This is a genomic window from Streptomyces sp. NBC_01808 (genome assembly GCF_035917395.1).
Classification (GTDB): domain Bacteria; phylum Actinomycetota; class Actinomycetes; order Streptomycetales; family Streptomycetaceae; genus Streptomyces.
Genome location: NZ_CP109072.1, coordinates 504,602 through 531,354, shown reverse-complemented (window position 1 = coordinate 531,354; position 26,753 = coordinate 504,602). Strand labels below are relative to the sequence as shown.

The 26,753-nt window shown below is 74.8% G+C and carries 27 protein-coding genes and 1 pseudogene; 19 read left to right on the top strand and 9 right to left on the bottom strand.

Annotated features, from left to right (window positions below):
* The first annotated feature begins 680 nt into the window (after nucleotides 1-680).
* The 6 genes from OG946_RS02045 to OG946_RS02020 all read left to right on the top strand — a co-directional run bounded on the left by OG946_RS02045 (nucleotide 681) and on the right by OG946_RS02020 (nucleotide 6,104).
* Nucleotides 681-1,505 carry a HipA family kinase gene (locus OG946_RS02045; protein WP_326800120.1) on the top strand — a complete coding sequence of 275 codons (825 nt, stop codon included), beginning with the start codon at nucleotides 681-683 and terminating at the stop codon, nucleotides 1,503-1,505.
* Nucleotides 1,502-1,894: a DUF3037 domain-containing protein gene (locus tag OG946_RS02040; RefSeq protein WP_326794429.1), complete on the top strand. Its 393-nt coding sequence runs from the start codon at nucleotides 1,502-1,504 to the stop codon at nucleotides 1,892-1,894. The genes OG946_RS02045 and OG946_RS02040 overlap by 4 nt, the downstream gene beginning before the upstream one ends.
* 167 nt (nucleotides 1,895-2,061) lie before the next feature.
* On the top strand, nucleotides 2,062-2,820 hold the full coding sequence (fabG, locus tag OG946_RS02035; RefSeq protein WP_326794428.1) for a 3-oxoacyl-ACP reductase FabG: 759 nt from the start codon (nucleotides 2,062-2,064) through the stop codon (nucleotides 2,818-2,820).
* 17 nt (nucleotides 2,821-2,837) lie between these two features.
* Nucleotides 2,838-3,620 carry an SDR family oxidoreductase gene (locus tag OG946_RS02030; RefSeq protein WP_326794427.1) on the top strand — a complete coding sequence of 261 codons (783 nt, stop codon included), beginning with the start codon at nucleotides 2,838-2,840 and terminating at the stop codon, nucleotides 3,618-3,620.
* A 182-nt stretch (nucleotides 3,621-3,802) separates the two neighbouring features.
* On the top strand, nucleotides 3,803-5,329 hold the full coding sequence (locus OG946_RS02025) for an ABC transporter substrate-binding protein (protein WP_442814583.1): 1,527 nt from the start codon (nucleotides 3,803-3,805) through the stop codon (nucleotides 5,327-5,329).
* Between the two features lie 94 nt (nucleotides 5,330-5,423).
* Nucleotides 5,424-6,104 carry a uracil-DNA glycosylase gene (locus tag OG946_RS02020; protein WP_326800119.1) on the top strand — a complete coding sequence of 227 codons (681 nt, stop codon included), beginning with the start codon at nucleotides 5,424-5,426 and terminating at the stop codon, nucleotides 6,102-6,104.
* 42 nt (nucleotides 6,105-6,146) lie between these two features.
* Here OG946_RS02020 and OG946_RS02015 read toward each other — a convergent pair whose 3' ends face one another.
* Nucleotides 6,147-6,638, bottom strand: coding sequence for a hypothetical protein (locus tag OG946_RS02015; protein WP_326794425.1), 492 nt, complete (start codon nucleotides 6,636-6,638; stop codon nucleotides 6,147-6,149).
* A gap of 87 nt (nucleotides 6,639-6,725) precedes the next feature.
* Entirely contained in the window at nucleotides 6,726-7,361 is a 636-nt protein-coding gene (locus OG946_RS02010; protein ID WP_326794424.1) for a TetR/AcrR family transcriptional regulator, read from the bottom strand.
* Between the two features lie 99 nt (nucleotides 7,362-7,460).
* On the opposite strand from OG946_RS02010, the gene OG946_RS02005 reads away from it, so the two are divergent.
* The 3 genes from OG946_RS02005 (at nucleotide 7,461) to OG946_RS01995 (ending at nucleotide 10,903) form a co-directional block, all read left to right on the top strand.
* Nucleotides 7,461-8,678: an FAD-dependent oxidoreductase gene (locus OG946_RS02005; protein WP_326794423.1), complete on the top strand. Its 1,218-nt coding sequence runs from the start codon at nucleotides 7,461-7,463 to the stop codon at nucleotides 8,676-8,678.
* Nucleotides 8,679-8,757: 79 nt separating this feature from the next.
* Nucleotides 8,758-9,660 (top strand): Gfo/Idh/MocA family protein, encoded by a 903-nt coding sequence (locus OG946_RS02000; protein WP_326800118.1) that lies wholly within the window; start codon nucleotides 8,758-8,760, stop codon nucleotides 9,658-9,660.
* A 106-nt stretch (nucleotides 9,661-9,766) separates the two neighbouring features.
* Entirely contained in the window at nucleotides 9,767-10,903 is a 1,137-nt protein-coding gene (locus tag OG946_RS01995) for a CapA family protein (RefSeq protein ID WP_326794422.1), read from the top strand.
* Between the two features lie 30 nt (nucleotides 10,904-10,933).
* On the opposite strand, the gene OG946_RS01990 is transcribed toward OG946_RS01995, so the two are convergent.
* Both OG946_RS01990 and OG946_RS01985 read right to left on the bottom strand, forming a co-directional pair.
* On the bottom strand, nucleotides 10,934-11,803 hold the full coding sequence (locus OG946_RS01990) for an undecaprenyl-diphosphate phosphatase (protein WP_326794421.1): 870 nt from the start codon (nucleotides 11,801-11,803) through the stop codon (nucleotides 10,934-10,936).
* 47 nt (nucleotides 11,804-11,850) lie between these two features.
* A complete protein-coding gene (locus OG946_RS01985) occupies nucleotides 11,851-12,666 on the bottom strand; it encodes a TVP38/TMEM64 family protein (RefSeq protein WP_326794420.1) in 816 nt (271 codons plus the stop codon).
* 74 nt (nucleotides 12,667-12,740) lie between these two features.
* Here OG946_RS01985 and OG946_RS01980 point away from each other — a divergent pair, with 74 nt between their 5' ends.
* From OG946_RS01980 to OG946_RS01970, 3 genes and pseudogenes are all read left to right on the top strand, one after another.
* Nucleotides 12,741-13,511 (top strand): DNA alkylation repair protein, encoded by a 771-nt coding sequence (locus OG946_RS01980; protein WP_326794419.1) that lies wholly within the window; start codon nucleotides 12,741-12,743, stop codon nucleotides 13,509-13,511.
* A pseudogene (locus tag OG946_RS01975) lies at nucleotides 13,448-13,744 on the top strand (elongation factor Tu); the annotation flags it as partial. The gene OG946_RS01980 and the pseudogene OG946_RS01975, both read left to right, overlap by 64 nt.
* Nucleotides 13,745-13,843: 99 nt before the next feature.
* Complete coding sequence (locus tag OG946_RS01970; protein WP_326794418.1) at nucleotides 13,844-14,707, top strand: spermidine synthase; 864 nt, start codon at nucleotides 13,844-13,846, stop codon at nucleotides 14,705-14,707.
* Here the strand turns inward: OG946_RS01970 and OG946_RS01965 are convergent.
* Entirely contained in the window at nucleotides 14,638-16,083 is a 1,446-nt protein-coding gene (locus tag OG946_RS01965; RefSeq protein WP_326794417.1) for an MFS transporter, read from the bottom strand. The genes OG946_RS01970 and OG946_RS01965 overlap by 70 nt on opposite strands.
* 51 nt (nucleotides 16,084-16,134) lie before the next feature.
* Nucleotides 16,135-17,085, bottom strand: coding sequence for a hypothetical protein (locus tag OG946_RS01960; RefSeq protein WP_326794416.1), 951 nt, complete (start codon nucleotides 17,083-17,085; stop codon nucleotides 16,135-16,137).
* A gap of 63 nt (nucleotides 17,086-17,148) precedes the next feature.
* On the opposite strand from OG946_RS01960, the gene OG946_RS01955 reads away from it, so the two are divergent.
* On the top strand, nucleotides 17,149-17,601 hold the full coding sequence (locus tag OG946_RS01955) for a DUF4442 domain-containing protein (protein WP_326794415.1): 453 nt from the start codon (nucleotides 17,149-17,151) through the stop codon (nucleotides 17,599-17,601).
* Between the two features lie 92 nt (nucleotides 17,602-17,693).
* Here OG946_RS01955 and OG946_RS01950 read toward each other — a convergent pair whose 3' ends face one another.
* Nucleotides 17,694-18,230 (bottom strand): gamma carbonic anhydrase family protein, encoded by a 537-nt coding sequence (locus OG946_RS01950; RefSeq protein WP_326794414.1) that lies wholly within the window; start codon nucleotides 18,228-18,230, stop codon nucleotides 17,694-17,696.
* Nucleotides 18,231-18,349: 119 nt separating this feature from the next.
* On the opposite strand from OG946_RS01950, the gene OG946_RS01945 reads away from it, so the two are divergent.
* The gene (locus OG946_RS01945; RefSeq protein ID WP_326800117.1) at nucleotides 18,350-19,054 is read left to right on the top strand and encodes an acyltransferase; all 705 of its coding nucleotides are present in this window, start codon (nucleotides 18,350-18,352) and stop codon (nucleotides 19,052-19,054) included.
* A gap of 155 nt (nucleotides 19,055-19,209) precedes the next feature.
* Here OG946_RS01945 and OG946_RS01940 read toward each other — a convergent pair whose 3' ends face one another.
* A complete protein-coding gene (locus OG946_RS01940; RefSeq protein ID WP_326794413.1) occupies nucleotides 19,210-20,073 on the bottom strand; it encodes a DMT family transporter in 864 nt (287 codons plus the stop codon).
* 105 nt (nucleotides 20,074-20,178) lie between these two features.
* Here OG946_RS01940 and OG946_RS01935 point away from each other — a divergent pair, with 105 nt between their 5' ends.
* Nucleotides 20,179-20,751: a helix-turn-helix domain-containing protein gene (locus tag OG946_RS01935; RefSeq protein ID WP_326794412.1), complete on the top strand. Its 573-nt coding sequence runs from the start codon at nucleotides 20,179-20,181 to the stop codon at nucleotides 20,749-20,751.
* A gap of 20 nt (nucleotides 20,752-20,771) precedes the next feature.
* Nucleotides 20,772-21,326, top strand: coding sequence for a YbaK/EbsC family protein (locus tag OG946_RS01930; RefSeq protein WP_326794411.1), 555 nt, complete (start codon nucleotides 20,772-20,774; stop codon nucleotides 21,324-21,326).
* A 43-nt stretch (nucleotides 21,327-21,369) separates the two neighbouring features.
* Here OG946_RS01930 and OG946_RS01925 read toward each other — a convergent pair whose 3' ends face one another.
* The gene (locus OG946_RS01925; protein WP_326794410.1) at nucleotides 21,370-21,777 is read right to left on the bottom strand and encodes a CoA-binding protein; all 408 of its coding nucleotides are present in this window, start codon (nucleotides 21,775-21,777) and stop codon (nucleotides 21,370-21,372) included.
* An 84-nt stretch (nucleotides 21,778-21,861) separates the two neighbouring features.
* Here OG946_RS01925 and OG946_RS01920 point away from each other — a divergent pair, with 84 nt between their 5' ends.
* From OG946_RS01920 to OG946_RS01910, 3 genes are read left to right on the top strand one after another with little or no spacing between them, the layout of a single operon-like run.
* Nucleotides 21,862-22,488 carry a YigZ family protein gene (locus OG946_RS01920; protein ID WP_326794409.1) on the top strand — a complete coding sequence of 209 codons (627 nt, stop codon included), beginning with the start codon at nucleotides 21,862-21,864 and terminating at the stop codon, nucleotides 22,486-22,488.
* Between the two features lie 51 nt (nucleotides 22,489-22,539).
* Nucleotides 22,540-23,709: an exonuclease SbcCD subunit D gene (locus OG946_RS01915; RefSeq protein WP_326794408.1), complete on the top strand. Its 1,170-nt coding sequence runs from the start codon at nucleotides 22,540-22,542 to the stop codon at nucleotides 23,707-23,709.
* On the top strand, nucleotides 23,706-26,720 hold the full coding sequence (locus tag OG946_RS01910; protein ID WP_326794407.1) for an SMC family ATPase: 3,015 nt from the start codon (nucleotides 23,706-23,708) through the stop codon (nucleotides 26,718-26,720). Before OG946_RS01915 ends, OG946_RS01910 begins: the two co-directional genes overlap by 4 nt.
* Nucleotides 26,721-26,753 lie beyond the last annotated feature (33 nt).

The window sequence follows — 26,753 nt, the reverse complement described above, 5'->3', positions numbered from 1 at the left end:
GACGGACTTGCCGCCCCGGTGGAGGTAGGCGCCGACCGCCACGGTGGTCTGGCCGTCGCGGGCGTGGATCATGCGCTGGCCGTGGCGGATGTTGTTGGGTGGCCCGGGAGGGCCGGGTGTGGCTGATAGTTCTCTGCCGGTCGTGGCTTTCGAGGAGTGGCCGTCCGGCTCTCCGGTCCACTGGGCGGTGGACATCTCCGGCACGTCCTCTGCGCTCTTGCTTGCCCTGCTCGCGGCCCATGGCCAGCGGGCCGTCTACGTGCCTGCTGACTGGCTGCCAGACCCCGGCGGCGATCCGCCGCCGGGGCCGAGCCAGGCTCACCGCCTGGCTGGGCGCGAAGCCATGGCAGTGGAAGGCGGCTCCGAAGGACGGCTTCCACGTACTGCGGCACACCTATGCCTCGGTCACGCTGGAGGCGGGGGAGTCCGTGGTGACGCTGGCGCGATGGCTCGGGCATTCCTCTCCGGCCATCACACTCAGTTACTATGCTCACTTCATGCCGGAGGCCGGAAGCAAAGGGCGCACCGCCATCGACGGGTTGCTGGGGAGGCAGGAGGGTCAGGATGCCAGCCGGAACTCCCCAGATTCTCCCCAGGGCTGGTCGGAGCCGATCTCTTCGTCTCGCTTCCACCACTCCCTCCCTCGATTGCAAGGTGGAAACGTTGGACGGCCTGGGATGATGCTGCGAGAAGTCACCGCGACCCGCTATGTCACACCACTGCGTGAGGGTGGGTCGCTCCCCGGTGTCGTCGAGGCCGACGACCTCGGTACGTACGTCATGAAATTCACCGGCGCGGGGCAGGGTCGCAAGGCGCTCGTCGCCGAGGTGGTCAGTGGGGAGCTGGCGCGGCGGCTGGGGCTGCGGGTGCCGGATCTGGTCGGGATGCAGCTCGATCCCGTCATCGGGCGTTCCGAGCCGGACGAAGAGGTGCAGGCGCTGCTGAAGGCCAGCGGGGGGCTCAACCTCGGGATGGACTTCCTGCCCGGGTCGCTCGGCTTCGATCCGCTGGCCTTCCGGGCCGACGCCGCGGAAGCCGGCCGGGTGGTGTGGTTCGACGCGCTCGTCGGCAACGTCGACAGGTCGTGGCGCAACCCCAACATGCTCGTCTGGCACGGCGACCTGTGGCTCATCGACCACGGCGCCACGCTGATCTGGCACCACAACTGGCCCTCCGCCGCGGCCGCCGCCGACAAGCCGTACGACGCCTCCGACCACGCGCTCGCCCCCTTCGGTCCTGACGTGGTCGCCGCGGCGGCGGAGCTGGCACCGCGGGTGACCGCCGAGCTGCTCGCCGAGTCGGTGGCCGCGGTGCCGGACGAGTGGCTGGCGGACGAGCCGGGGTTCGGGTCGCCGGCGGAGGTGCGGGCCGCGTACGTCGAGACGCTGGCCGCCCGCGCGCCGCGGGTGCTGGAGCGCATCGTCGTCGGCGAGCGCAGCGCGGACGGGCCGTCGAAGGCTCCGGAGTGGCTGACGGGCAAGGCGCCGCGGGAGGGGGCGCGATGAGCGGGCGCGAGGTCTTCGAGTACGCGCTGCTGCGCGTCGTCCCGCGGATCGAACGCGGCGAGCAGATCAACGCCGGGGTGCTGGTGTACTGCCGGGCCCGCTCCTACCTGTGCGCGCGCACCGACCTCGACGAGCGCCGGCTGCTGGCCCTCGACCCCGAGGTGGACATCGCGGGCGTACGGGCCGCGCTGCGCGCGGTGGAGGAGGTGGGCTGCGGCGGTGAGCGGGCCGGGCAGGCGGCCGGGGACGATGCCGGGCGGCGCTTCCGCTGGCTCGTCGCGCCGCGCAGCACGGTGGTGCAGCCGGGGCCGGTGCACTCGGGGCTGACCGAGGACCCGGAGGCGGAGGTGGAGCGGCTGCTGGGACTGCTGGTGCGCGTACCCGTGTGACATGGCGTACGGGCCGGGGCGCATCCGCGTACCGACACCCCGCCCCGGCGCCCCGTTGACACGGCGGGGCCGGACTTCTAGCGTCACGTGAGCCGTACCTACTAAGCGGTTGCTCACCGATCGTCGGACGGCACCCCGGCCCCAGCCAGCGCGAGGAGAACACCAGCATGTCCACCACCGGAAGGGTCGCGATCGTCACCGGCGCCGCGCGCGGCATCGGTGCTGCCACCGCCGTCCGCCTGGCCCGCGAGGGGCGCGCCGTCGCCGTGCTCGACCTCGACGAGGGCGCCTGCGCGGAGACCGTCGGGAAGATCACGGACGCCGGCGGCAGCGCGCTGGCCGTCGGCTGCGACGTCTCCGACGCCGCCGCCGTCGAGGCCGGCGTCGCCCGCGTCGCCGCCGAGCTCGGCCCGCCCGTCATCCTCGTCAACAACGCCGGCGTGACCCGCGACAACCTGCTGTTCAAGATGGCCGAGGACGACTGGGACACGGTCATGAACGTGCACCTGCGCGGCGCGTTCCTGATGTCCAGGGCCTGCCAGAAGCACATGGTCGACGCCGGCTTCGGCCGCATCGTCAACCTCTCCAGCAGCTCCGCGCTCGGCAACCGCGGCCAGGTCAACTACTCCGCCGCCAAGGCAGGGCTGCAGGGCTTCACCAAGACCCTCGCCAAGGAACTGGGCAAGTTCGGCGTCACCGCCAACGCCGTCGCGCCCGGCTTCATCGCCACCGAGATGACCGCGCAGACCGCCGCCCGCGTCGGCATGGACTTCGCCGACTTCCAGGCCGCGGCCGCCGCCCAGATCCCCGTCCAGCGCGTCGGCCAGCCTGGCGACATCGCCGGCGCCATCGCCTTCTTCACGGGCGAGGACGCCGGCTTCGTCTCCGGCCAGGTGCTGTACGTGGCCGGCGGGCCGCTCGACTGAGGCCGGGAGACGAGGACATGACGCAGCAGGAGAGAGCGGGCGCGCCGCAGGCCACGGACAGCGGGCGGGTCGCCCTGGTCACCGGGGCCAGCCGCGGCATCGGCTACGGCATCGCGGAGGCCCTGGTCGCCCGCGGCCACCGGGTGTGCGTGACCGGCCGCGGTGAGGAGGCGCTGCAGGAGGCCGTGGCGCGGCTCGGCGCCGGCCGGGCCATCGGCGTACCCGGCAAGGCCCACGACGAGGAGCACCAGGCCGAGGCGGTGGCGCGCACCATGGAGGCGTTCGGCCGGGTGGACTACCTGGTCAACAACGCCGGCACCAACCCCGTGTTCGGCCCCATCGCGGACGTCGACCTGAACGCGGTGCGCAAGGTCTACGAGACGAACGTGCTGTCCGCCCTGGGCTTCGCCCAGCAGACGTACAAGGCGTGGCAGCGTGAGCACGGCGGCGCGATCGTCAACGTCTCCTCCGTCGCCGGGCTCTCGGCGTCGCCGTTCGTCGGCGCGTACGGCATGAGCAAGGCCGCGATGATCAACATGACCATGCAGCTCGCGCACGAGTTCGCGCCCGCCGTCCGGGTCAACGCCATCGCGCCCGGCGTGGTGAAGACGAAGTTCGCGGTCGCGCTGTACGAGGGCCGCGAGGAGGAGGCCGCCGCGGGCTACCCGCTGGGCCGGCTCGGGGTGCCCGAGGACATCGGCGGCGCCGCCGCGTTCCTCCTCTCCGACGAGGCCGGCTGGATCACCGGGCAGACGCTCGCCATCGAGGGCGGGATCTTCCTCAACGCAGGCTGGAGCTGAACCAGCAGTCACACACGCCCCACGCGTTCCCCCGGGTCACAGCGCTGTCCTGGGGGATCCGTGATCCACCGGCCGTGGGGTAGGGTCTGCGCACCCCATCGAACAGGTGCAAGGAGGGGGACAGGCACGTGTTCTTTCGGTCGGGCCCGCGGCGGGTCGCCGCGGTGCTGATACCCGTCTCGATGCTGGCCGGCTGCGGCACACTGCCGGCGTCGGGCGACGACGAGCGGCACATAGACGTCGGTACGACGAGCGCGCCCAGCACGCTCGACCCCGCGGCCGCCTGGGACGGCAGTTGGGAGCTGTACCGGAACGTCTACCAGACGCTCATGCACTACGCCGGCACCAGCACCGTGCCGCAGCCCGACGCGGCCAAGAGCTGCGGCTTCACCGGCGCCGACAGCCGCACGTACCGCTGCAAGCTCCGCGAGGACCTCACCTTCTCCAACGGCAACCCGCTCGACGCCGCCGCCGTCAAGCACTCCTTCGACCGGGTGCTCGCCATCAACGCCGAGACCGGTCCCGCGGGGCTGCTGGACAGCCTGGAGAAGGTCGAGACCGAAGGCGACCGGACCGTCACCTTCCACCTCAAGCGCCCCGACGCCACCTTTCCGTTCATCCTCGCCGCGCCCGCCACCTCGCTCGTCGACCCCGAGGAGTACCCGGCCGACAAGCTCGCAGAACCCGGGACCCTGGTCGGCTCCGGGCCGTACACGCTCGCGTCGTACAAGAAGGGGTCGGTCGCCGAGCTGGAGCGCAACTCCAGCTACCAGGGCGACGCGGAGCTGCGCAACGATTCCGTCAGCATCCGCTACTTCGACGACTCCGACGCGATGACCGACGCGCTCAAGAAGGGCGACATCGACGTCACGTACCGCGGGCTGCCGCCTGACCGGGTGCCGGAGCTGGAGAAGACGGCGGACGAGAAGGGCTCGATCGCGCTCAGCCGGGTGGTCATGCCGGAGATCCACTACCTGGTCTTCAACCCCGAGCACGAGTACGCCGACAGCCTCGCCGTGCGGCAGGCCGTCGCCCAGGTGATCGACCGCGACGCGCTGGTACGCAAGGTCTACGGCCGCACCGCCGAGCCGCTGTACTCGATGATCCCGCGCGGCATCACCGGCCACACCACCCCCTTCTTCGACCGCTACGGCGAGCCGGACCCCGAGGCGGCGGCGGTCACGCTGCAGACGGCGGGCGTCACCGAGCCCGTGCCGCTGACGTTCTGGTACACCACCGACCGGTACGGCTCGGTGACGGCCCGGGAGTTCGAGGAGCTGGAGCGGCAGTTGGAGGACAGCGGGCTGTTCGAGGTGACGGTCAAGGGCCGCAAGTGGGAGAAGTACGCGGCCGCGTACAACAAGGGGGAGTACCCCGTCTTCGGCCGCGGCTGGTCCCCCGACTTCCCCGACCCCGACAACTACATCGCCCCCTTCACGGGTGCGCGCAACGCCCTCGGCACGCCGTACGAGAACGCGGAGATCACCGACGAACTGCTGCCCGCCTCGCGCCGGAAGGCGGACCGGGCCGGGGTCAACGAGCAGTTCTCGCGGGCGCAGGACATCCTCGCCGAGGACGCCCGGCTGCTGCCGCTGTGGCAGGCCCGGCAGTACATCGCGGCGGACGACGACGTGGCCGGGGTGGAGTGGAGCCTGGACGCCTCGACGATCATGCGGATGTGGGAGCTGTACAAGAAGACCAGTTGGTAGGGGAGTTGTCAGTGCCCGGCGGTACTGTCGGCTGCGCAACGACCCACTGAACCGATCTTCTGCACCGACCGGAGGTCCCTCACCCGTGTCCCCGATGCTGCCCCCGTCCTGGCAGGATGCCCTGGGCAAGGAGCTGGAAAAGCCCTACTTCACGCGCCTCGAGTCGTTCGTCGAGGAGGAGCGCGCCCGCGGCCCCGTGTACCCGCCGCGGGAGGAGGTCTTCGCCGCCCTCGACGCCACGCCGTACGAGAGCGTGAAGGTGCTCGTCCTCGGCCAGGACCCGTACCACGGGGCGGGGCAGGGCCACGGGCTGTGCTTCTCGGTGCGTCCCGGGGTGCGCACCCCGCCCTCCCTGCGCAACATCTTCAAGGAGCTGCGCGACGACCTCGGCCACCCCGTCCCGGACAACGGGTATCTGATGCCGTGGGCCGAGCAGGGCGTGCTCCTGCTGAACGCGGTGCTGACGGTGCGCGAGAGCGAGGCGAACTCGCACAAGGACCAGGGCTGGGAGGAGTTCACCGACGCGGTGATCCGCGCCGTGGCGGAGCGGCCCGATCCGGCGGTGTTCGTGCTGTGGGGGGCGTACGCGCGCAAGAAGCTGCCGCTCATCGACACCGCCAGGCACGTGGTGGTCCAGGGGGCGCACCCGTCGCCGCTGTCGGCGAAGAAGTTCTTCGGCTCCCGCCCGTTCTCGCAGATCGACGAGGCGGTGGCGGCGCACGGGCACGCGCCGATCGACTGGCGGATCCCGGACCTGGCCGCGGCCAAGGACTGAGCCCCGGCCGGGGACTCGTCCGTACGGGCCTGGGCGCGGCGCCTAGCGCTCGAAGTACTCCGCGCAGGCCGCGTCCTCCCGGCTGCCCGGGGCCCAGCGGCCGTAGTCCCCGGCGAGGGCGCACAGATCGCCGGCCCCGCCGGAGGCGGCCGACGTCGGGGGCGGCGGGGCCGGCTGTGCCGTACGGGCCGGGCGGCCCTGGGCCGTACGGGGGGCCGGTGTCTCCGGCGCCGGCGGGGGGTCGTCGCCCGGCGCGGATACGCCCGGCCGTGCCGCGCCCGTGGACGGTGCCGGTGCCGCGGAAGTGCGTCGTGGGTGCGGCACCGGGCTGATCGTCGCCAGTTCCTCGCGCCCCGGCAGCGGCGACGCGGCGGGCCCTGGCGCGGACGTGGCGGGCCACGCGGCGCCCGGGCCGGTTCGGGTCCCCGTGCCGGAGCCGGTGACGGGGTCGGGGGAGACGGTGACGCAGCCGGCGACGGCGGCGAGCGTCGTGAGGCCGGTCAGCAGCGCGCCGGCGGCGGGAGTGGAGTGCACCCGGCCACACTGCTGCGCCGGGCGCCGCCCCGCTACTCCCCGCAAGGGTGATGCCCGTTCCGCGGAGTTGCCGCCACCGCCCGGCGGTCAGCCGCCGAGCATGCCGCGCAGCAGGTCCTCGTACCCGGCGCGCAGCCGCGCCCTGGTCGGCGTGCGCGACCCGGTCACCCGGCCCGCCGTGTGCAGGAACATCATGCCGTCGGTCCAGGCGATGAGTTCCTGCGCGTGCCGTTCCGGGTCGGCAGAGCCCCAGGCCGCGAGCAGCGCGTGGGCGGCGTCGGCGAACGTGGTGCCCGCGCGGTCGTAGATCGCCCGCAGCTCGGGGCGCCGGCTGGCCTCCAGGGCGACTTCGTAGCGGGCCACGAGCAGCGTGCGGTGCCGGGTGAGGAAGCGGTGCAGCAGTCCGGCCAGCGCGTCGGCGAGCGGCCCCGGATCCGCGGCCGGCGGGGGCAGCTCGCCGACGCCCAGCACCCCGCCCTCGCGCTCCGCGAGGCGCTGGACGGTGAGTTCGAGGAGGGCGGCCCGGGTGCGGGCGCGGTTGGACGTGGAGCCCTGCGGCAGACCCGCGGCCTCGTCCACGGCGCGGTGGGTCAGGCCCCGCATGCCGCGCTCGGCGAGCAGCGCGATGGCGGCGTCGGCGATGACCTCCTGCCGGGACGCGGTGGCCGCGGGCGGACCGGCGGCGGGGGCAGGGGCAGGGGCAGGGGTGTTCGGGTCGGGCACGGCCCCAACCTATCGCCCGCGGCGGCCCTCACTACATCCGTAGTTGCGCGCGTGCTACCCTCGGCCGCGTAACTACAGGTGTAGTTCCGGGAGGCTCCCTTGAAGCAGCCGCGCGCCCTCGTCATCGGCTCAGGACCCGGCGGGCTCACGGCCGCCGCCGCGCTGCACCGCCGCGGCTGGTCCGTCACCGTCCTGGAGAAGGTCGCCTCGATCGAGCCCGTAGGGGCCGCCATCTCCCTCGCCGCCAACGCCCAGCGCGCCCTGGACGCCATCGGCGTCGGCGACGCCGTGCGCGACCTCGCCGCCTGGGAGGGGAGCGGCGGGCTGCGTACGCCGGAGGGCCGCTGGCTCTCCCGTACCGACGCGGCGGCCCTGGCCGAGCGCTTCGGCGGCGGCATCGCCCTCGTGCACCGCGCCGACCTCGCCGCGCTGCTCACCGCCCGGCTGCCGGCCGGCGCGATCCGTACCGAAGCCGCCGCCGAGGTCGAGGACCCGGGCGGCCCCGGCCGGCCCGCGCGCGTCGCGGTGCCGGACGGCGTGCTGGAGGCCGAACTCGTCGTCGCCGCGGACGGCATCGGCTCCGCCGCCCGCCGCGTTCTCTTCCCCGACCACACCGGCCCCGCGTACGCGGGCTTCACCACCTGGCGGCTGGTCCTGCCCGCGCGGCCCGCCGCGTTCGCGCCGCACGAGACCTGGGGCCGCGGGGAGCTGTGGGGCTCGCAGCCGCTCGCCGACGGCCGCGTGTACGCGTACGCCGCCGCCGTCGCGCCCGCGGGCCGCCGCTCCCCCGACGGTGAACTGGCCGAACTCCGCCGCCGCTTCGCCGGCTGGCACGACCCGGTGCCCGCCATCCTGGCCGCCGTCGAACCAGGCCAGGTGCTCCACCACGACGTGCGCTGGCTGGCCGAGCCGCTGCCCGCTTTCCACCGCGGCCGGGTCGCGCTCCTCGGCGACGCCGCCCACGCCATGACCCCGAACCTCGGCCAGGGCGGCAACCAGGCCGTCGAGGACGGCGTCGTCCTCGCCCACCACGCCGCCGCCGACCCCGCGGCCGTACCGGAGGCCCTGGAGCGCTACACCCGCGACCGCCTCCCGCGCACCCGCGCCGTGGCGCTGCGCTCCGCCCGCGCCGGCCGGCTGATCAACCTGACGGGGCCCCTCGCCGTACGCACCCGCAACGCCCTCATCCGCGGCGTCAGCCTGCTCGGCCCCCGCGTCGTACTGCGCGGGCTCGACGGCATCGCGGACTGGCGGCCGCCCGGCGGCGGCGCCGACCAGGGCGGCCCGTATGCTTCCCCCGCACAGGCGGCGCCCTGACGCAGGTCCTCCTGCGCCGCGGCGGTCCGCGGGCCGACGACCGGGGAAGGGAGCGCACATGACCACGGGAGCCACGCCCCTGAAGGCCGGCGTGATAGGGCTCGGCGACATCGCGCGGAAGGCTTACCTGCCGGTGCTCGCCTCGCTGCCCGGCGTCGAGCCGCACCTGCACACCCGCACCCCCGCCACCCTCGACCGCGTCGGCGGCACCCACCGCATCCCGCACACGCACCGCCACCGCGACCTCGGCTCGCTGCTCGCCGCCGGCCTCGACGCCGCGTTCGTGCACGCCCCCACCGAAGCGCACGTCGAGCTGGCCACCGCGCTGCTGGAGGCGGGCATCCCCGTCTACGTCGACAAGCCGCTCGCGTACGACCTCGCGGGCGCCGAATGCCTCATACGGCTCGCGGAGGAGCGTGGCGTCTCGCTGATGACCGGCTTCAACCGCCGCTTCGCGCCCGGCTACGCGCAGTGCCTGGAGCACCCGCGCGAGCTGATCATCCTGCAGAAGCACCGCGTCGGGTTGCCCGAGGACCCCCGCACGATGGTCTTCGACGACTTCATCCACGTCGTGGACACGCTGCGCTTCCTCGCCCCCGGCCCCGTCGAGCAGGTCGACGTGCGCGCCCGCGTCCGCGACGGGCTCCTGCACCACGTCGTCCTGCAGTTGTCCGGTGACGGCTTCACCGCCATCGGCGCGATGAACAGGCTGTCGGGCTCCGCCGAGGAGATCCTGGAGGTGTCGGGACAGGACACCAAGCGCGAGGTCCGCAATCTCGCCGAGGTGGTGGACCACAAGGGCCAGCCCAGCGTCCGGCGGCGCGGCGACTGGGTGCCGGTGGCCCGGCAGCGCGGCATCGAGCAGGTCGTGCTCGCGTTCCTGGACGCGGTGCGGGCGGGGGAGGTGCTGAGCGCGCGGGACGCGCTCGCCACCCACGAGCTGTGCGAGCGGATCGTCCGCGAGGTGGGCCGGGCGGGTTGATTTCGCCACCCGTACGCCGGACAAGGCCAGAGTAATAAGCGGTTGATCGCACGAAAAGGGGCAAGCTGCTTCCCGTTCGTGCTCCGACCGTACGAAGGGGGCGCCCATGTCCCGGCGCCGTACCCGGCTCACCGCAGCCGCAGGCACCGCCACCGCACTCGCCGCCGCCGCGGCGCTGCTCGCCGCGGGCTGCGCGCCCGCCGACCGGTCCGCCGCGCCCGCCGCGGCCGGACCCGGGCCCGACGCCCGCCCGTTCACGCTGCTGGCGACCGGCGACGTCATCCCGTACCCCTCGATCATGACGCAGGCGGCCACGGACGCCGGGGGAGAGGACTACGACTTCCGCCCCATGTTCGCCGCCGTCGCGCCCACCGTCGCCAAGGCGGACCTCGCGCTCTGCCACCTGGAGACCCCGCTCGGGCCGCGCGAGGGCCCGTTCACCGGCTACCCGTCGTTCCAGTCCCCGCCAGGACTCGCCGCCGCCCTGCGCGACGTCGGCTACGACGGCTGCTCCACCGCCTCCAACCATGCGCTCGACTCCGGCACCGACGGCGTGCGCCGCACCCTGGACGCCCTCGACGACGCCGGCCTGCGCTACGCCGGCACCGCCCGCACCCGCGCCGAGTCCGGCCGCGCCGCACTGCTGTCCGCGGGCGGCGCCCGGGTCGCCCACCTCTCGTACACCTACGGCAGCAACGCCGGCGTCCCCGCCGACGCACCCTGGTCCCTGGCGATGCTCGATCCCCACCGCGTCGTCGCCGACGCCCGCGCGGTCCGCCGTGCCGGGGCCGACGTGGTCGTCGTCAGCGTGCACTGGGGCACCGAGTGGCAGCAGGAGCCGGACCTCGCCCAGCGGCGGCTCGCCGACCGGCTGACACGCTCCCGGAGCGGCGGCCGCAAGGACATCGACCTGATCGTCGGCACCCACAACCACGTGCCGCAGCCGTACGAGAAGGTCAACGGCACCTGGGTCGTCTACGGCCTCGGCGACCAGGTCGCCAGCTTCATCCCGTCGATGTACCGCGGCAACGAGGGCTCCGCCGCCCGCTTCACCTTCACCCCCGCCCGCGACGGCTGGCAGGTGACCCGCGCGGAGTTCCTGGCCCAGCACGCGGAGACGGGGCCGCCGTTCCGCGTGGTGCCGGCGACGCCCGAGACGTACCCGGACGTCCACGCGCGGGTACGGGCCGCCGTCCTCAGCCGCGGCGCGGCGGAGGACGGCCTGAGGGAGGCGTCGTTCTGACGCCGCGGCACTGCCGCCGGCCCGTGCGGGTCAGTGGGCCGTGTCGCCGGCGTCCGGCTCCAGGGCGCCGGCCGCGACCAGGGCGAAGATGAGGATGCCCAGCAGCACGCGGTAGATCACAAAGGGGGCAAAACTCCGCGTTGTAATGAACTTCATAAACCACGCAATTACGGCATATCCGACAAGGAACGCGATAACGGTCGCGGCCACGGTCGCGCCCCAGTTCATGTGCGTCGCCCCGGGCACCTTCCTCAGCTCGAAGAGCCCGGAGGCGAGCACCGCGGGGATGGCCAGCAGGAACGAGTACCTGGCCGCGGCCTCGCGGTTGTAGTTCAGGAACAGGCCGCCGGTGATCGTCGCGCCCGACCGGGAGACGCCCGGCACCAGCGCCAGCGCCTGGGCGAAGCCGAAGAGCAGGCCGTCGCGGGTGTTGAGGTCCTTCAGCTCCTTGCGCTGCACGGCAGCGCGGTGCCGGCCGCCGCCGGTGGAGGCGCGCCAGTCGGCGAAGCCGAGCAGCAGGCCCATCACGATGAGCGTGGTGGCGATCAGGCGCAGATCGCGGAACGGGCCCTCGATCGACTCCTGGAACGTCAGCCCCAGCACCCCGATGGGGATCGAGCCGACGATGACCAGCCAGCCCATCTTGGCGTCGTGGTCGGAGCGCATCGCCTTGTTCGTCAGCGAGCGGAACCAGGCGGAGACGATCCGCGCGATGTCCTTGCGGAAGTAGATCAGCACGGCGGTCTCGGTGCCGATCTGGGTGATCGCCGTGAAGGCCGCGCCCGGGTCCTCCCAGCCGGCGAAGGCCGCCGTGAGCCGGAGGTGGGCGCTGGAGGAGATCGGCAGGAATTCCGTCAGCCCCTGGACGAGTCCGAGGATGACTGCTTCGAACCAGCTCATACGGGGCTGCACATGTCCTTGAGTTCGCTGACGGGTTGGAGGAGATGTTAAGGCCCCGAGATGAGGCGCGTGGCCCCAGGGTCGGCTGCGGCCATGGCCGCGGGGCCGGCGGCGGGCTCTTCCGCGGGCGTGGCGGAAGAGATCACTCCGCCCGGGGCGGCCCGGCGGCCCGAGCGCCGGCGGCGGCGCATGGCGACCGCGGCGCCGCCCGCCATGCTGGCGACGATGAAGCCGAGGGCCCCGAGGAAGACCGGGGAGAGCGGGTCGGAGGCCCGGCTGCCGGCGATCACGTACGCGGCGGTGTTCGGCACGCAGCCCACGGCGGTGGCCACCAGGAACGGCGTCCAGTTCATCCGGGAGACCGCGGCGGCGTAGTTCACGCCCGCGAACGGCACGCCGGGGAAGGTGCGCAGCACCAGCATGGAGCGGAAGCTGTGCCGGCTGAGCTGCCGGTCCGCCGCCGTCAGCAGCCGCCCGCGCAGCAGCGGGCGCAGCGCGTCCTGGCCGAGCAGCCGGCCGATCCCGAACGCGACGCCCGCGCCCAGCACCGTGCCCGACACCGACCCGGCCAGGCCCGCCTGGGCGCCGAAGAGCGTGCCGGAGGCGAGGTTGAGCAGCGGCCGCGGTACGAGAGCCGCGGTGCACAGCCCGTACGCAACGGCGAAGAGAAGCACCGCGGACAGACCGGTGAACTGCGGCGGCAGGCCGTCGACCAGCAGCCGGTGCGGCCGCCACACGATCACCACGACCGCCGCGCCGGCGAGCAGCACGAGGAGAAGGGCGAGCCGTGAGCGGGGGGACAGCAGAGCCCGGCCGCAGCGGACGGCGCGGCCGGCGACGGGCGCCTCTGCGGTTTCGGGCACGGTGGGAGCCTAACCGACGGCGCCGTCACCGCACCGTGGCGTCCCCCTCAACTCCGGTCGCTATCGTGGGCGTCATGGCCCAGCAGCACCCCGGCGCCGCCGCAGCCCCGGACGCCCCGGCAGCCCCGGAGGCCGCGGCCGGCGCAGGCGTCCCGGTGGTCCCCGGAAGTCCTCTCGCCGACACCGTCCTCGACCGCCTCACCGCCGCCTACCCCGCGGCCGCGGACCCCGCGCTCGCCGCGCGGTCGGCCGCCTACCTGTGCGGCGTCGCCCCGTTCCTCGGCATCCCCGCGCCCCGCCGCCGTGAGCTGTCCCGCGCCGTCCTCGCCGGCACGGCGCCTCCCGCCGAGGCGGACTGCGTGGCGATCGCGCTGCGCTGCTGGCGGTTGCCGGAGCGCGAGTACCACTACTTCGCGGTCGACTACCTCCGCCGCCACGTGCGCCGCTGCTCCTCCGGGGCGCTGCCCGCCGTACGCCACCTCGTCGTCACGACCTCCTGGTGGGACACCGTCGACGCGCTCGCCGCGCATGTCGTCGGCGGCCTCGTCGCCGCCGATCCCGCGTTGGCCGGCGCCATGGACGAGTGGATCGAGGACGACGACCTGTGGGTCGCCCGCACCGCCCTGCTGCACCAACTGCGCTTCAAGGACGCCACCGACGCCGGCCGGCTCTTCGGCTACTGCCTGCGCCGCGCCGGCCACCGCGACTTCTTCGTCCGCAGGGCCGTCGGCTGGTGCCTGCGCGAGTACGCGAAGACCGACCCGCGGGCCGTCCGTGCCTTCGTCGACGACCACCGCGCCGAACTGTCCCCGCTGTCCGTACGCGAGGCGCTCAAGCACCTCTGAGCCCGCCGCACCGCCCCGCCACTCCCCGGGCCGGGGGGCCGCAGTTCTCCATCAGGACCGCGGACGTCGTCGGCGATGTCGACCTCGGCGGGACGGCCGTCGCCAGGCCCGGCGACACCGTCGCGATGACGGTCGAGCTGGGCCGCGAGGTGCCGCTCGAAGTGGGGCTCGGCTTCGCGATCCGCGAGGGCGGGCGCACCGTCGGCGCGGGCACCGTCACCGGGCTGGACTGACCCGGCGTAAGCCGGGCCCGGCCCGCCGCCCGCCTTCCGTACCCGCGCATCCGCGCATCCGGGTACGGAAGGCGGGCCTCCTCCGCCACAATGGCCGGTGTGGAGGAGCCCGTCCCCGTCGTCGCCGCCGTGGACGGCGGCACCGCGAGGCTGCTGCCGGACGTCGACCGCCCGCGCGCGTACCTGCTCACGGTCGAGGACGCCCCGCAGTCGTACGTCGACCTCGACGACGCCACGCACCTGGAGTTCGAGTACGTGCGCCGCCTCGCGCACGTCGTGGACCTCGGCTTCCCGCCCGGCCGCCCGCTGGACGCCGTGCACCTCGGCGGCGGCGCGCTGACCCTGCCCCGGTACGTGGCGGCGACCAGGCCCGGCTCCCGGCAGGAGGTCGCCGAGTCCGACCGCGGGGTGATCGCCCTGGTCGCCGAGCACCTGCCGCTGCCACGGGATTGCGGCGTCACCGTACGGGCCCTCGACGCCCGCGCCGCACTGGAGCGGCGCCCGGCGGCGAGCTGCGACCTGGTCATCGCCGACGTCTACGGCGGCGCCCGGGTGCCCGCGCACGTCGCGTCGCTGGAGTTCGTCGGCGCCGCCGCCCGCGCGCTGCGCCCGGACGGGCTGTACGTCGCGAACCTCGCCGACAGCGCGCCGTTCCGCTTCCTCGGCTCCCAACTGGCCACCGCCGCGGCCGTCTTCCCCGAGCTGTGCCTGATCGCCGAGCCGCCGGTGCTGCGCGGCCGCCGCTTCGGCAACATCCTGGTGGTGGCGGCCAAGCACGGCGCCGAGGCCGGTCGGGGGCTGCCGCTCGCGGAGCTGGCCCGGCGCACCGCGGCCGACCCGTTCCCCGCCCGCGTCGAGTACGGGCCGGCGCTGCGGCGGCTGATGGCGGGCGCTCAGCCGGTCGGGGACGCCGACGCCGTGCCGTCGCCCGAGCCGCCGGACGGCGCCTTCACGATCGGCTGATCCACCGGCTGCTCCGCGTCCGCGCCCCCGCCCGTACCGTCCCGGGCGTCCGTGCCGTTCCCGCCGTCCGTGCCCGCGGATCCGGCCGCCGCGTGCTCCGTACGCCGTCGCAACTGCCGTACGTCCGGCACCCACAGCACCGCCGCGGTCAGCGCGACCACCAGCGCCGCGCAGCCCCACAGCGCCGCCGACCTGCCCACCAGGTCCTGCATCGGCCCGGCGAGGGCGGTGGTGACCGGGATCAGCGCGATCGAGCCCAGCCAGTCGTACGACGAGACCCGCGACAGTTTGTCCTCGGGGATCTCCTGGTGAAGCGCCATCATCCACGCCACCGCGAAGACCTCGACACACGCGCCGGAGACGAACATCACCGCCGCGAGCCACGTCACCGGCAGCGGCACCGCCAGCGCCGCGGGCGGCAGCGCGAGCGGGAAGACGCACAGCACCCCGGCGAGCAGCACCCGCTGCGGCTTCCAGCGGGTCATCACGAGCGCCCCCGCCAGCGTCCCGGCGGCGAAGGCGCCCATCGCCAGGCCCCACGGCCCCGCGCCGCCCAGGTGCTCGCGGGCCACCAACGGCCCGTAGACCGCCTCCGCGGCGGCCACCACGGCGTTGACGACCGCGAACTGCAGCACGATCGACCACAGCCAGGGCCGCCCCGTCACCTCCCGCCAGCCGACCTTCAGATCGGCGACGATGCTGCCGCCGGGCTGCCGTTCGGGGATGCCGCTGACGTCGAGGAACGCCCGCAGCGCCGCGGCGACCGCGAACGCGCCCGCGTCCACGGCCAGCACCCATCCCGGCCCCACCGCCGCGACCATGGCGCCGCCGAGCGCGGCCCCGCCGATGCCGGCACCGTTGATGCCGACGCGGAAGAGCGCGAAGGCGCGGCCCGCCTGCTCGCCGGTGACCGAGGAGAGCACCATGCCCTCGGCGGCGGGGGCGAAGAACGCGTGCCCCGTACCGCCGATCGCCGACAGCAGCACCATCTGCCACACGTGCGCCTGGTCGGTGATCACCAGAGCCGCGAAGACGCCCTGCGAGGCGCAGTTGACGGTGTTCGCGACGACCATCACGCGGTGCCGCGGGATCCGGTCGGCGACCGCGCCGCCGACGAGCACGAAGATGATGAGCGCCGTCGTCCGCGCCGCCGCCACCAGGCCGACGTCGGTGGCGGAGCCGCCGGCTTCGAGGACGGCGAACGCCGAGGCGATCAGCGCGCCGGAGGCGCCGAGGTTGGTGATCACCGCGGCGAGGGAGAGCAGCGTGTAGTTGCGCCCCGCCCAGCGACGGCGGGGCGCCGACCCGGAGGCGGCGGCGGTGGCCCGTACGGGATCCGGAGGGGAATCGGCGTCGGGCGCGGTGGGACGGGTCACCCGCGGACTATGCCGGGCCCGCCGGCCCGCTGCAACCGGAATTCGCCGCGCTCAGCCCTCCAACGGGCGCAGGCTGTCCATGATCTTGGCGATGGTGTCCTCGGGCACCTCGTCGTCCACGCCGGTGTCGGTGTAGAGCACCCAGGTGGCGAACTCGCCCTTGGCGTCGGTGTAGGTGAACGCGACGACCTTGCCGTCCGCCGAGCACTTGGTCTCGCGCGGCACGCCGGTGACGGTCGCGGTGGCCATGTGCCCCTTCAGGCCGTGCTTGCTGGAGAACGCCACCGGCTCGGTCTGCTTGACGGTCGCCTTCTTGCTGGTGTTGAAGGCGGCCTCGGCCCAGGCGCCGGCCTCGTTCTCGACGGCCTCCTTGGTGTTCTTCGCGCCGATGCCGCCCTTGGTGCCGGCGCCCGCGCGGCTGGCGTACTTGCAGATGCCGTCCTTGTAGAGCGCGGCCCCCGTCATCGACACCAGCGGGCCGGAGTCGTCCTCGAAGCCGATGGTCATGGTCGGGGACTGCACCTCCCACTCCGGCGGCACGTCGTAGACGTTGTGGCGCTTGGCGTTGTAGACGGCCTTCCAGCCGGAGACGACCGGCTCGATCTTCTGGTCGTCGGCGACGCCGCGCGGGTTGTCGGGGTCGTCCTGCAGTACGGGCTTCTCCGACGGAGAAGGCGAGGAGGAGGCGGAGGGCGAACCGCCGCCGCCCCCGGGGCTCGCCTTGCCACCGCCGCCGTCGTCCTCGTTGAGGAGCACCACGCCCGTCACGGCCGCCGCGGCGATCACGGCCACGGCGCCGATTATGGCGACGGCCACGCGGGGACTCGTCCCGCTCTTGCCGGGGACCGGCGCACCCGGCGGTGTGCTCTGGCCCCACTGCTCCTGCTGCTGGTACTGCTGCTGTCCGTCGTAGCCCTGCGGGCCGTGCGGGGCGGGCTGTTGCTGGTACGGGTTCGGCTGCTGCTGGTGCTGCTCGCCCCCGGGCTGCTGTCCTGGCCACATGCGGAACAACATAGCTGGCGAAGGGGAGTGGCCACACTTATTACCCGTTGGTAACGTGGCCGTATGTCAGACACCATGCCGCCGCTGGGCGAGCTCCTTCAGGCATCGGTCCCCATGGTCCGCACGCTCGGCCTGATCTACGACGAGATCACCCCGGAGGCCGCCACCCTCCGCCTTCCCGACCAGCCCGAGTACCGCAACCACGTCGGCGGCCCGCACGCCGGCGCGATGTTCACCCTCGCCGAGTCGGCGACGGGCGCAGTCGTACTCGCCGCGTTCGGCGACCAGATGGAGCGGGCCGTGCCGCTGCCGGTGCGGGCGGAGATCGACTTCCTGAAGGTCGCCAGGGGCGACGTCACCGCCAAGGCGCGGCTGGGCCGGCCGGTTGCCGAGGTCGTGGCCGAACTCGACGCCGGGAAGCGGCCGGAGTTCCCGGTCGAGGTCGACATCGTCCGCGGGGACGGCGCCGTCAGCGGGCGGATGACGGTGCTGTGGACGCTGCGCCCCAACGACTGAGGGCCGCGGTCGCGGCCCCGGCCGCCGCCGCGGGTGCCCTACCCGCCGGCGGCCGGGCCCCCACCGGCGACCGCGCCCCCGGATTCCGCGGCTCAGCCGCCCAGGGACTCGCGGTGCACCTGCGTCAGGGCCACGTAACCCGCGCCGTTGAGGCGGATGTGCTCGCGCTCCTCGTCGGTCAGCGGCCGCTTCACCTTCGCCGGCACCCCGGCGACCAGGGAACCGGGCGGCACCTCCATGCCCTGCGGCACCAGCGCCTGCGCGGCCACCAGCGAACCGGCGCCGATCACGGCCCCGTTGAGCAGCGTCGCGCCCATGCCGACGAGTACGTCGTCGCCGACGGTGCAGCCGTGCACCACCGCGTTGTGGCCTACGGTCACGCGCTCGCCGATGACGACGGGGAAGCCCGGGTCGGCGTGGACCGTGCAGTTGTCCTGCACGTTGCTGCCCGCGCCCAGGGAGATCGACTCGCAGTCGCCGCGCAGCACGGCGTTGTACCAGACGCTGGCCTCCGCGCCGAGCGCCACGTCCCCGACCACCACCGCGGTCGCGGCCACGTACGCCTTCGGGTCCACCGCGGGCTCCCGCCCGCCCACCGCCGCGATCAGCGGCTCCGGCCGTCCTGACATGTCGTCCGCTCCCGGTGCTCGCGGCGGCCCGCGCCGCCCGCCGTCGTACGTCCTGGTGAGCCGCCGGCGGCCCGTCGCCGTCCGGGGCCTCGGCCGCGCTCGCTCAGAGCGTAGGCGAGATACGGGAGGAGTACGGTGACCGGGTGCCGAACCCGCAGCGCAACTCCGTGACGAGCAGGCTGCTCTCGCGTGCCGTGCACCGCGGCTGGCGGTGGGTGCGGAGCACCGGCGCGGTGAGCGCGGCGCGCCCCGGCCCGTACCGCTTCCGGCGGCTCGGCGCCGGCACGGTCCTCGCCTTCCCGCAGGGCACGATCTTCGGCGAACGGCGGATCGAACTGGGGGCGCACTGCATCATCGGCGAGCAGGTGACGCTCACCGTCGGCCTCGCGCCCGACGCCCCGCTCGGCCCGGACACCGCCGTGCGGCTCGGCGACGGCGTGGTGCTGGGCCGGGGCAGCCACGTGATCGCCGACCTGCCCGTCACCATCGGCAACGACGTCTTCTGCGGCCCGTACGTGTACGTCACCTCGACCAACCACAGCTACGACGACCCCCACGAGCCGGTCGGCAAACAGTGGCCGCGCTCCGCGCCGGTGGAGATCGGCGCGGGCAGTTGGCTGGGCGCGGGCGCGCTGATCCTGCCCGGCGCCCGGCTCGGCCGCAACGTGGTCGTCGCGGCCGGCTCCGTGGTGCGCGGCGAGGTGCCGGACCACGCGGTCGTCGCCGGCGCGCCCGCCCGGATCGTACGCCGCTGGAACCCCGAGTCCGGCTGGCACCCGCCGCTGCGCCCGGCGCCACCGGGCACACTGGAGACCGCGACATGACCGCGACCGGCCGACATCCGAGGAGAGGGACCCCATGATCACGGACCGCAAGCTGCGGATCGTCCTGGCCGTCGTGCTGTCCCTGCACGCCTTCGGGCTGCTGCTCTACACGGTCCGCAACCACTTCTGAGCCGCGCCCGGCGCCGCGAAGGGCCTCAGCCCGACGCCAGCAGCACCGTCCCGGCCAGCGCCAGACCCGCGCCCGCCGCCTGCACCGCGCGCAGTTTCTCCCGCAGCACGCCCCGCGCCGCCAGCGCCGTGACCACCGGGTACAGCGACGACAGCACCGCCGCCAGGGTCACCGGGCCGTGCTGCGCGGCTATCGCATACGTCCCGTTGGCCGCCACGTCCGCCAGGCCCACGAACACCAGCCCCGGGACCGCCGCCCGTATCGTGTCCCAGCCGCCCTCCGGCAGCGCCGCCCCGCCCCGGCGCACCGCGGCGTACAGCGCTGCGCCGCCCACCGCCACGTTCACCGCGCGCTGCACGAACAGCGCGAGGAAGAGCCCCGTGACTGTCGTGGACGCCTCGGCGATGAAGGCGAAGACCGCGCCGAAGCCCGCCGCCGCGCCCAGCGTCAGCAGCAGCGTCCGCCGCGCCACCGGCGCGCCCCGCACCGGACCGGACGCCAGCACCACACCGGCCAGCGCGATGGCACCGCCCGCGTACTGCACCGGGCCCGGCCGCTCCCCGTACGCCACGAGGCCCACGCCGAACGGCACCAGCACGGCCATCGAGGCGAGCGGCGAGACCACGCCCATCGGGCCGCGGGCCAGCGCGCTGTAGAAGCAGATCATCGCGACCGGCCCGGCGACGCCGGCCGCGACCGCGAACCACAGCAGCGGACCGGCCTCGCTCCAGGCGCCGGTCGCCACCACCACGGCGCCCAGCACCACCGTCGCGGCGATCTGCGAGAGCACGACCACGGTGAGGGCGGGGGTGCGTCTGCTCAGCACCCCGCCGCCGAAGTCGGCCAGCCCGTAGAGGATGCTGGTGGCCAAGGCGAAGAGTGCGGTCACGACGAAGCTCCCGAGTACACTGTGATGAACGTTGTGGTGCTCCGCAGTGTAGTTCAGTGCACTGGACGGCCGCATCAAAAATATTGGACGGAGTTGGACGGAGCCTTGGCGGATTTCGACGTCCTCACCCACGCGCTCGCCAGGAACCTCAAGCACTGGCGCAACGAGCGCGGCTTCACCCTGGACTCGCTGGCCGGCCGCTCCGGCGTCAGCCGCGGGATGATCATCCAGATAGAGCAGGCGCGTACGAACCCCAGCGTCGGCACGACGGTCAAGCTCGCCGACGCCCTCGGCATCACCATCACGACGCTGCTGGACTACGAGCACGGCCCCGAGGTGCAGCTCGTGCCGCCGCACCGGGCCGTGCGGATGTGGACGACGAAGGCCGGCAGCGCCAGCCGGCTGCTCGTCGGCACGCAGAGCCCCGGCCCGTTCGAGATGTGGTCCTGGCGGCTTATGCCCGGCGACGGCAGCGGCTCCGACCCGCACCCCGCGGGCACCACCGAGCTGCTGCACGTGACCGCGGGGGAGCTGACGCTCGTCGTCGCCGGCACGGCGCACCTGGTGCCCGCGGGCACGTCCGCGAGCTTCGAGGCGAGCGCCCCGCACGCGTACCGGAACGAGGGGCGGGACCCGGTGGAGCTGGTGATGGCGGTCTCGGTACCGCCCGCGCGCTGAGGCGGGTTAAGGTCACGGACATGCGCGCACCCATCGGAGACTTCGACGACGCCGCCCCCGCCACCGAGCGCCTTGACCTGCTCGCCGACCCCGTGGCGGCCGCCCTGCGCGGCTGGCAGGGCGCCGTCCCCGCCACCGAGCTGGTGCACGTCGACTCCGACCCCGAGGTCGCCGACACGGCCGTCTTCTGCGAGACGTACGGGGACGACCTGCTGGAGCAGTCCGCGAACTGCGTCGTCGTCGCCGGGAAGCGCGGCGGGAACGTGACCCTCGCCGCCTGCGTCGTGCTGTCCACCACCCGCGTCGACGTCAACGGCACCGTCCGGCGCCATCTCGGCGTGCGCAAGGCGTCGTTCGCGCCCGCCGACACCGCCACCGCCGAGACCGGCATGGAGTACGGCGGCATCACCCCGCTCGGGCTGCCGGAGAGCTGGCCGATCCTCGTGGACGCCCGGGTCGCGGACACGCCGCACCTGGTCGTCGGCAGCGGCCGGCGGCGCGGCAAGCTCATCGTCCCCGGCAAGGCGCTGGCCGGACTGCCCGGCGCCGTCGTCCTCGACGGACTCGGCGCCTGATCGGTTCGCCGGCCCCGGCGCCTGCCCCGCCGCCGGCCTCCGCTCAGCCGAGCAGGGGGATCTCGATGGCCGGGCAGCGGTTCATCACCATGTCGAGACCGGCCGCGCGCACCCGTTCGTACGCGCCCTCGTCGATCACGTCGAGCTGGAACCAGACCGCCTTCGCGCCGACCGCGACCGCCTCGTCGGCCACGCCGCCGGCCAGGTCCCTGTTGACGAAGACGTCGACCACGTCGACGGGGAAGGGGATGTCCGCGAGCGAGGCGTACCCCTGCTCGCCGTGCACCGTCTCCGCCTTCGGGTGCACCGGGACGATGCGCTTGCCGAAGCGCTGGAGCACCCGGGACACGCCATAGGCCGCACGTGAGGGGTTGTTGGACAGGCCGACCACCGCCCAGGTGTCGCCGGTCGAGGTCAGAATCCTGCGGATGGTCTCCTGGTCTGCGTACATGATCCTTGCAACGACGCGGGCCCGGCCCGGATTCCCCGGGCGGCCGGGCGTGAGGGGGGCCGGGAGCGCGGCTAGGGTGGCGGGATGCGCGAGGGGTACCTGACCGTCGCCCGGGAGGGCGTGCACGAGACCGAGGTGAACCGCTCCCGGTTCGTCTGCACCCTCGCCCCCGCGGCCACGGAGGCCGAGGCGCAGGCCGTCCTCGCCCGGGTGCGCGCCGCGTACCCCGACGCCACGCACCACTGCTTCGCGTACGTCATCGGCGCCGACGCCGGCGTGCAGAAGTCCGGCGACGACGGCGAACCCGGCGGCACCGCCGGGCTGCCCATGCTGCAACTGCTGCTCCGCCGCGAGCTGCGCTACGTCGTCGCCGTCGTCGCCCGCTACTTCGGCGGCACCAAGCTCGGTGCCGGCGGCCTCATCCGCGCCTACGGCGGCGCGGTCGGCGCCGCCGTGGACGCGTTCGGCACCGTGACGCGGCTGCGGATGCGGCTGGTCACCGTCACCGTCGACCACGGGCGGGCCGGCAAGGTGCTCGGCCACCTGCACGCCGCGGGGCGCGACGTACGCGGCGTGGCGTACGGCGAGAGCGTCGGGATCGAGGTCGCCGTGCCCGCCGCCGAACTGGACGCCTTCCGCTCCTGGCTGGCCGACGCCACCGCCGGGAGCGCCGAACTCCGGCCCGGCGACGAGGTGTACGGCACCGTGTGAGACGCCTGTGCCGGCCCGGGTTGTCGTACCCCGCCGCTACAGTCGGGCCTCATGCGCTTCCTGCACACCTCGGACTGGCACCTGGGCCGCTCGTTCCACCGGGTGAGCCTGCTCGACGCCCAAGCCGCGTTCCTCGACCACCTCGTCGCGGTGGTGGCCGAACGCGGGGTCGAGGCCGTGCTCGTCGCCGGGGACGTCTACGACCGCGCGGTGCCGCCGCTGGCCGCCGTGGAGCTGTTCGACCGGGCGCTGCACCGGCTCGGGGCGCTCGGCGTGCCGGTCGTCATGATCTCCGGGAACCACGACTCGGCGCGCCGGCTCGGCGTCGGCGCCGGGCTGCTGGACCGCGCGGGCGTCCATCTGCGCACCGACCCCGCGGGCGTCGGCGAGCCCGTCCTGCTGCGGGACGCCGCGGGGGACGTCGCGTGCTACGGGCTGCCGTACCTCGAACCGGCGCTGGTGCGCGAGGAGTTCGCCACGCCCCGCGGCGGCCACACCGCCGTGCTCTCCGCCGCCATGGACCGGGTGCGCGCCGACCTCGCCGCCCGCCCGGCCGGCACCCGCTCCGTCGTCCTCGCGCACGCCTTCGTCACCGGCGGCCATGCCTCCGACAGCGAACGGGACATCACCGTCGGCGGCGTCGCCTCCGTGCCCGCCTCGGTCTTCGCCGGCGTCGACTACGTCGCGCTGGGTCACCTGCACGGCTGCCAGACCCTCGCCGAGCGCGTGCGCTACTCGGGCTCCCCGCTCGCGTACTCCTTCTCCGAAGCCGCCCACCGCAAGTCGACGTGGCTGGTGGACCTCGACGCCACCGGCGCCGTCACCGCCGAGCGCATCAACGCACCCGTGCCCCGGCCGCTGGCGCGGCTGCACGGCCGGCTGGCAGACCTGCTCGCCGACCCGGCCCTCACTCCCCTCGAAACCGCCTGGGTCGAGGCCACACTCACCGACACCGCCCGCCCGCACGAGCCGATGGCCCGCCTCGCGGAGCGCTTCCCGCACGTCGTCAGCCTCGCCTTCGCCCCCGAGCCCGCGGACGGCACGGCCGCCGCCGCGTCGTACGCCGACCGGCTGAAGGGCCGCGACGACCGCCAGATCGCGGAGGACTTCGTGGCGCACGTCAGACCCGGCGCGACCGCGACGGCCGACGAACGGGCTGTGCTGGACGCCGCGTTCGACGCCGTGCGCGCTGCCGACGCGCGCGAGGAGACCGCCCGGTGAGGCTCCACCGGCTCGCCGTAGCCGCCTTCGGCCCCTTCGCCGGCACGCAGGAAGTCGACTTCGACGCCCTGTCGGGTGCCGGCATCTTCCTGCTCCAGGGCGCCACCGGCGCAGGCAAGACCTCCGTCCTCGACGCCGTCTGCTACGCGCTGTACGGCGGCGTGCCCGGCGTCCGCCAGGGCGGCACTCTCCGCAGCCACCACGCCGAGCCGCACACCCCGACCGAGGTCGCGCTCGACTTCACCCTCGCGGGCCGCCGCCTGGAGGTCACCCGCAGACCTGCTCAGCCCCGCCCCAAGCGCAACGGCGCCGGCGTCACCACCGAGCGGGCCACCAGCCTGCTGCGCGAGCACGACCCGGCGGCCGGCGAGTGGCGCGGCCTGAGCCGCTCGCACCAGGAGATCGGCGAGGAGATCGGCCGCCTGCTGGGCATGACCCGCGAGCAGTTCTGCCAGGTCGTCCTCCTCCCGCAGGGCGACTTCGCGCGCTTCCTGCGCGCCGACGCGGAAGCCCGCGCGAAGCTGCTGGGCCGCCTCTTCGACACCGGCCGCTTCGCCGCCGTCGAGGACCACCTCGCCGAGCTGCGCCGCCGCTCCCAGGAGGCCGTACGCGACGGCGACGAGCGGCTGCTGCACCTCGCCCACCGCATCCGGCAGGCCGGCGGCCCGGCCGCTGCCGGCGACCCGGACGGCTGGTCGCCCGACGCCGCCAAGCCGGGCGAGGCCGACCTCGCCGACGGCGTGCTCGGCTACGCCGCGGTCGCCCGCGCCACCGCCCGCGAGCTGGCGGACGCCGCGGAGCTGCGCCTGCGCACCGCCGAGTCCGCCCACGCGGCGGCGGACAGCCACCTTCAGGACGTACGCGAACTCGCCCGGCTGCAGCGGCTGCACGCCGACGCCCGGCAGCGGCAGCAGGCCCTCGCCGAACGGAGGCAGGAGCGCGCGGCGCTCGGCGAGAAGCTGCGCCGCGCCCGCGACGCCGCAGCCGTGGCACCCGCCCTGGAGCTGCGCGACCGGACGGCTGCCGTGGCCCGCCAGGCCGCCGCGGCCGAGGAGGCGGCCCGCGCCGCGCTGCCCGGCACCGTCGCCGGCGGCGGCCCGGAACAGCTCGACGCGCACGAGGCCCGCACCCGGCAGGAGCTGGGCGCCCTCGACGCCGCCCGCGCCGCCGCGGCCCGCAGCGCCGGGATCGCCCGCGAACTCGCCGCGCTGGACGAGGAGTCCCGCGCCGACGAGGACGTGCTGCGCGAGGCCGCCCGCTGGCTCGACGACTGGGACGCCCTGCGCGGCGGCCTCCGGCGCCGCGTCGACGAGGCCCAGGGCGCGGCCACCCGCGCGGAACAGCTCGCCGCAGAACACGACGGCGCGCGCCGCCGCCTCGACGCGGCCGAGCGCCGCGACGAGCTGGCCGGCAGGACCGACGAGGCCCGGCGCGCGCACCTCGACGCGGGCGAGCGCGCCGGGCAGGCGCATGAGACCTGGCTGGAGCTGAAGGAGCGGCGTCTCGACGGCATGGCGGCCGAGCTGGCCGCCCGGCTTGCCGACGGCGAGCCCTGCCCCGTCTGCGGCTCCGCCGCACACCCCGCCCCCGCTGCCGCGGACGGCACCCACGTCGGCGAGCGCGAGGAGAACGAGGCCCTGGCCGCGTACCGGGCCGCCGAGCGCGTACGCGAAGAGGCCGCTCTGCGGCTCGACTCGCTGCGCCAGGCCCGCGACGCCGCCGCCGAGGCGGCGGGCGAGGAGAGCAGGGACGCGCTGGCCGCCGCCGTCGCGCAGGTGGCGGGGGAGCTGGGGCGGGCCCGCGAACTGGCCGCCGGCGCGCTCGCCGTACGCGAGCAGTTGGACCAGGCGCACGAGGAGCACGCCCGCCGGGTGCGCGGCCGGCAGCAGGCCGAGAGCCGCGCCGCCGCCCGCGCCTCACGTGCCGACGCGCTCACCGCGGAACGGGCCGCGCGGGACGCCGAGGTGCGCGCCGCCCGCGGCGGCGCCGCCGGCGTCGAGGAGCGCGCGGAACAACTCACGTCGCTGGCCGACCGGCTCGCCGTCGCCGCCCGCGCCGCCCGCGAGGCCGCGGCCGCCGCGGAGCGCAGCAAGGACGCCGACGCGCGCGTCGCAGACGCCGCCTACCGCGCCCGCTTCGAGACCCCCGAGGAGGTCGCCGCGGCGCTGCTCGACCCCGCCGTGCTGCGGGACGTGGAGGCGCGGCTGGAGGCGTGGCAGGCCGAGGAGGCGGCCGTCGCCGAGGCGCTGGCCGAGCCGCGCGCCGCCGCCGCTGCCGCCCGGCCGCCCGCCGCGGTCGGCGCCGCAGAGGAGGCGTTCGCGGCCGCCGCCGGCCGGCTGCGCACCGCCGCCACCGCAAGGGACAACGCGCGCGAGCGGTGCGACGCCCTCGCCGGGCTCTCCGCCGAGGCCGCCGACCGGGTGTGCCGGCTGGCCCCGTTGCGTACGGAGCACCACCGGGTGGCCCGGCTCGCCTCGCTCGCGGCCGGCACGTCCGCGGAGAACGAGCGGAAGATGCGGCTGGAGTCGTACGTGCTGGCCGCCCGGCTCGAACAGGTCGCCGCCGCCGCGACGGCCCGGCTGGCGCGGATGTCGTCCGGCCGGTTCACGCTGGTGCACTCCGACGAGCGCGCCCACGGCCGGGGGCGCCACGGCCTCGGGCTGCACGTCGTGGACGCCTGGACCGGCACCGAGCGGGACACCGCCACGCTCTCCGGCGGCGAGTCGTTCTTCGCCTCCCTCGCCCTGGCCCTCGGCCTGTCCGACGTGGTGGCGGAGGAGGCGGGCGGCGTCCGGCTCGACACGCTCTTCATCGACGAGGGCTTCGGCAGCCTGGACGAACAGACCCTGGACGAGGTGCTGGACGTCCTCGACGCGCTGCGCGAGCGGGACCGCACGGTGGGCATCGTCAGCCACGTGCCGGAGCTGCGCCGGCGGATCCCGGCGCAGTTGGAGGTCGTCAAGGGCCGCTCGGGCTCGTACGTACGGCACCGTACGGCCGCCGACCGCTGACCGCCCCCGCCCCGCACCGTGCACCGCGCCACG